Consider the following 3,963-nt stretch of genomic DNA (forward strand, 5'->3'; position numbering starts at 1 on the left):
TGTTCGAACGTATAGCCGGCAGCGGGCATCGCCTGGCGGTAGTAGCGGATCGCCTCATCCCCGGTCACACCGCTCAACGCAAGGGTCGCCCCGAGGCCCTCGGACGCTACGACCGTCGGCGTCGACCCCTTGGGGAACGGGAAGTGCTTGGGAACAACTGTTCCCCGCAGAGCGGCGATTCCCGAGGTCGCGGTGGCAGCTGCGGTCGCTGTCGCCGCCGGGGACGCCGTCGGCGCCAGGTCGAGGTCGGTCGGCAGGTTGGTGGGTATGGCGGCTGCGGACGCGCCGGCCACCGGCACCGGCACCGACGCCGACGCCGACGCCGCGGGCGCGCTGGCGGGCGTTGACCCGCCGCCGCACCCACCGAGCAGGAGCCCCAGACCCAGCGTGGCACCAACCGTCACCGTCCGCACCTGTTTCCTGCTGACCCGACCCATCGACGTGCCCGTCATGGCCGCGCTGCTCACACGTCTCCCATCCAGTGCGTTGACCCCGGTACATACGTTGACCTGAACATGCGGTGGCCGGTCGAAATCGGCATGATCCCGACAGGCCACCTCAGATAGCCGGCACCACTAAAGCACCGGCTGCCTTCTTTGCCGCCCGCGGGGAGCGGGCCGTGTCCGGTGGCTACGTCGTCGGGCCAGGGCACGGGCGCCACCAGCGGCGCCCGCCGAGCCGTTCAGGCGATGGTGCTGCCCCCGTCCACGGTCACGATCGTGCCCGTGACGTAGCTGTTGGCCATGAAGAACAGCGCGGCGGCGGCGACCTCCGCCGCAGTCGCCACCCGGCCCAGGGGGAGCGTCGCGCCGGCGGCAGCGACAGCCGCCTGTCCGGCCGGCCCTTCGGCCGCGCCGATCATGGTGCGGAACAAGGGCGTGTCGGTGCTTCCCGGACGCACGGCGTTGACGCGCAACGGACGAAGTTCCACGGCGAGCGCGCGAGTGTAGGCCTCAATGGCTCCCAGCGACGCCGCACCCAGCGCGACGCCCGGCGCCGGGCGGTCGATGAAGACTCCGGAGGTGAACGTGAGCGAGCCGCCCGGGGTGAGCATCGACTACTACACGCGTCTGGAGCAGGGCCGCGACCGCCGCCCCTCGTACGAGGTGCTGACGGCGATCAGCCGGGGTCTGCGGCTGACCGCCGACGAGTATCGCCATCTGTGTTATCTGGCCGGACTGGCGGTTCCGGTCACCCCGCAGGACACTCGCACGGTGCGGGCCAGGACCTGGGAGATCATCGACGTCCTGCATCCGATGCCCGCCTACGTCCTGACGGTGGCGATGGACGTCGTCGCCTGGAATCCGGCAGCCGCGGCGACCCTCACCGACTTCGCCACGGTGCCGGAACACATCCGCAACATCGTCTGGCTCAGCTTCCTGCACCCGCCGCTGCGCCGACGGTGGTCAGACTGGGAGGACACCGCCACCGACCTGGTGGCCAACCTGCGAGCCCAACTCGGACGTCGCCCAGGCGAACCGCGCATCAGCTACCTCGTCGCCGAGCTGTCCGCGGCGAGTCCGGAATTCGACGGCTGGTGGAACCGGCATGACGTCGTCCAGCGATGTGGAGCGAGCCGGCGCCTGCACCATCCAGACGTCGGCGCGCTGAACGTGGTCTGCGAGACGATGAACATTCCGCCGGCGGATCAGCAGCTCGTCACCTTCCACGCCGCCGACGACCTGACCGCCCGGCGACTGGACACCCCCGGCAGAACACCCCCGGCAGAACACCCCCGAAGACGGGTCGACGACCCGACGGCACCGGCCAGTTCTGCCGTTGCCGCCACCCGAACGGGGCGAAACGGCAGGGGACCGCTGCACCTCGCCCGCTGACGATCCGTACGCCGATGAGCAACGGGTCGAGGTGGCGAAGGCGAACGACCAATCACCGCCAATCGCCTGTGGGACAGCTGCCATGGAAGATCAAATGTCGAGCGAAAGGTCGTCAACACTGTTGATTATAAGGGAGAAGTCATTACAGAGAGTAACTTCAACTCCGCGGATGCGACCGGACTAGTCACCACATGACCCCGACGTGCCATGCCCGAATTGCCCTCGAAGGAAGAACCGTGTGTATATTACACATCGACGTTCTGTGATGGGAGGCTGCGTGGCAACGACACGAACACCGCAATCCGCTCCTCTGCTGACACCTGCTGAGGTGGCCACCATGTTCCGGGTGGACCCCAAGACGGTGACCCGCTGGGCCAAGGCCGGGAAGTTGACCTCGATCCGTACCCTCGGCGGGCACCGCCGCTACCAGGAAGCCGAGGTCCGGGCGCTCCTCGCGGGCATCCAGCCCGGAGACACCCTGGGCTAGAAGCCGTCAGGCCGAAGGCCGCGCGAAAAAGCCATCCTCGCGCGGCCTTTGGCCGGTGTGACCCTTCAGGCCTCCGGCCGCGCGAACAAACCATCCTCGCGCGGCCTTTGGCCGGTGTGACCCTTCAGGCCCGGCCTTTGAGCAGCAGATTCCAGTACATCAACGGCAGGCCGTAGCGCTTGAGGTACCACATGTCGCGACGTTCCCGCTGGGCGTTGACCAACCATGAGGGAAACGTCGGATGGGGACGCATGGTGTAGTCGAACTCGGCCAGCAGCATCTTGTTCCGCGCAGTGGTCAGCGGACACGAGGCGTACCCGTCGTACTGTCGCGCGGCGGGTTGGCCGTTCATGACCGACAGTAGGTTCGCGACGACGACGGGCGCCTGCTTGCGGATGGCCGCGCCGGTCTTGGCATTGGGCGAGCTGCTGGCATCCCCGAGGGAGAACACGTTGGGGTAGCGAGTGTGTTGCATCGTGTGCTTGTCGACACTGACATACCCGGCCAGGCTGGTTGAGTCCGCCAACGGACTTTTCTTGATCCAGTCTGGTGCGCTCTGCGGGGGGACGAGATGCATCAGATCATAGCCGATGTCATCGGTGACACCGGTGGCATGGTCGATGACGACAGCACGGCGCGATTCGGGGTCGACCTCGGTGAGTTCGCTGTTGAGGCGAACCTCGATGCCATAGCGGGCCACGACCGTCGCCAGCACGTCGGCGAACTCCGACACGCCGAACAGGGCGGGGGTGGGCAGCACGAGTACGACCCGGATGTCGTCGAGGACACCGTGCCGGCGCCAGAAGTCGCACGCCAGGTACGCGATCTTCTGGGGAGCGCCGCCGCACTTGATCGGCCCTGCGGGCATGGTGAACACCGCGGTGCCCGACCGCAGCGAGCGGATCATCTCCCAGGTCTTGGGTGCGAGGTCGTAGGTGTAGTTACTCGACACCCACGGTGTGGTGACGGCCTCCCCCATCCCGGGAATCGTCGTCCAGTCGAGTTGGATTCCCGGACAGACGACGAGATGGTCATAGCCGATCCGCGCACCGCCACCGGTGGTGACGATCTGATTGTCGGTGTCGATCGTCTCGGCGCGGTCGCGGATCCAGGCGACGCCGGCGGGCATGACCCCGGCCTGCGGGCGGGCGCTGCTCGCAAGAGGTGCGCACCCGCCCCCGACGAGGGTCCACAGCGGCTGGTAGTAGTGGGTTTCGGCCGGGTCGATGAGGCCGACGTCGACGCTACCGGCGCGGCGCAGGCGGGCCGCGACGGAAATTCCGGCACTTCCCCCGCCGATGATGAGCGTGGTGTGGTGGCTGGTCGTAGCCATGGGCAGCATCCCTTGTGCACCGACAGGTGGGGTCAGGCCGGATCGGTGATGATGGGCGGGCCGACGATCAGGCGCGTGCGGCGCAGCCATCACTCTTCCCGCAATGATCATAGCAGCGTCGCCCGTACCGCCGAGTGTGATCCTCAGAGCGCCCGGCAATAGGGCGCCCGGTTCAGATCAGCGACGGCTCCGGAACGGATCGCCATGGTAAACTTGTATGCGGCAACAAATATGGGCTACTCGCAGCTGGAAAGGTCAGCGCTTCATGACTGCCACCATCGAGGCGCCACCTCCGGGATCGGCGTCGA

At 67.3% G+C, this 3,963-nt stretch carries 5 protein-coding genes; 2 read left to right on the top strand and 3 right to left on the bottom strand.

Going from position 1 to position 3,963, the window contains the following annotated elements; translation table 11 throughout:
* Nucleotides 1-452 (bottom strand): hypothetical protein (locus U9980_RS12115; RefSeq protein WP_322767997.1); only part of this gene is annotated, 452 nt, incomplete at its 3' end.
* Nucleotides 453-682: 230 nt separating this feature from the next.
* Nucleotides 683-1,054, bottom strand: coding sequence for an SDR family oxidoreductase (locus tag U9980_RS12120; RefSeq protein ID WP_322767998.1), 372 nt, complete (start codon nucleotides 1,052-1,054; stop codon nucleotides 683-685).
* Here U9980_RS12120 and U9980_RS12125 point away from each other — a divergent pair.
* The gene (locus U9980_RS12125) at nucleotides 1,029-1,835 is read left to right on the top strand and encodes a helix-turn-helix transcriptional regulator (protein ID WP_322767999.1); all 807 of its coding nucleotides are present in this window, start codon (nucleotides 1,029-1,031) and stop codon (nucleotides 1,833-1,835) included. The two genes, U9980_RS12120 and U9980_RS12125, sit on opposite strands and share 26 nt — an antisense overlap.
* Nucleotides 1,836-2,100: 265 nt before the next feature.
* On the top strand, nucleotides 2,101-2,322 hold the full coding sequence (locus U9980_RS12130; protein WP_322753610.1) for a BldC family transcriptional regulator: 222 nt from the start codon (nucleotides 2,101-2,103) through the stop codon (nucleotides 2,320-2,322).
* 124 nt (nucleotides 2,323-2,446) lie between these two features.
* On the opposite strand, the gene U9980_RS12135 is transcribed toward U9980_RS12130, so the two are convergent.
* Entirely contained in the window at nucleotides 2,447-3,655 is a 1,209-nt protein-coding gene (locus U9980_RS12135; protein WP_322768000.1) for an FAD/NAD(P)-binding oxidoreductase, read from the bottom strand.
* Nucleotides 3,656-3,963 lie beyond the last annotated feature (308 nt).

Source organism: Protofrankia sp. Cr1, assembly GCF_963555865.1.
GTDB lineage: Bacteria > Actinomycetota > Actinomycetes > Frankiales > Frankiaceae > Protofrankia.

Bases quoted from the DNA above. Each gene is read 5' to 3' on its own strand.
- U9980_RS12120 (WP_322767998.1), bottom strand. From the start codon at position 1,054: ATGCTCACCCCGGGCGGCTCGCTCACGTTCACCTCCGGAGTCTTCATC.
- U9980_RS12130 (WP_322753610.1), top strand. From the start codon at position 2,101: ATGGGAGGCTGCGTGGCAACGACACGAACACCGCAATCCGCTCCTCTG.
- U9980_RS12135 (WP_322768000.1), bottom strand. From the start codon at position 3,655: ATGGCTACGACCAGCCACCACACCACGCTCATCATCGGCGGGGGAAGT.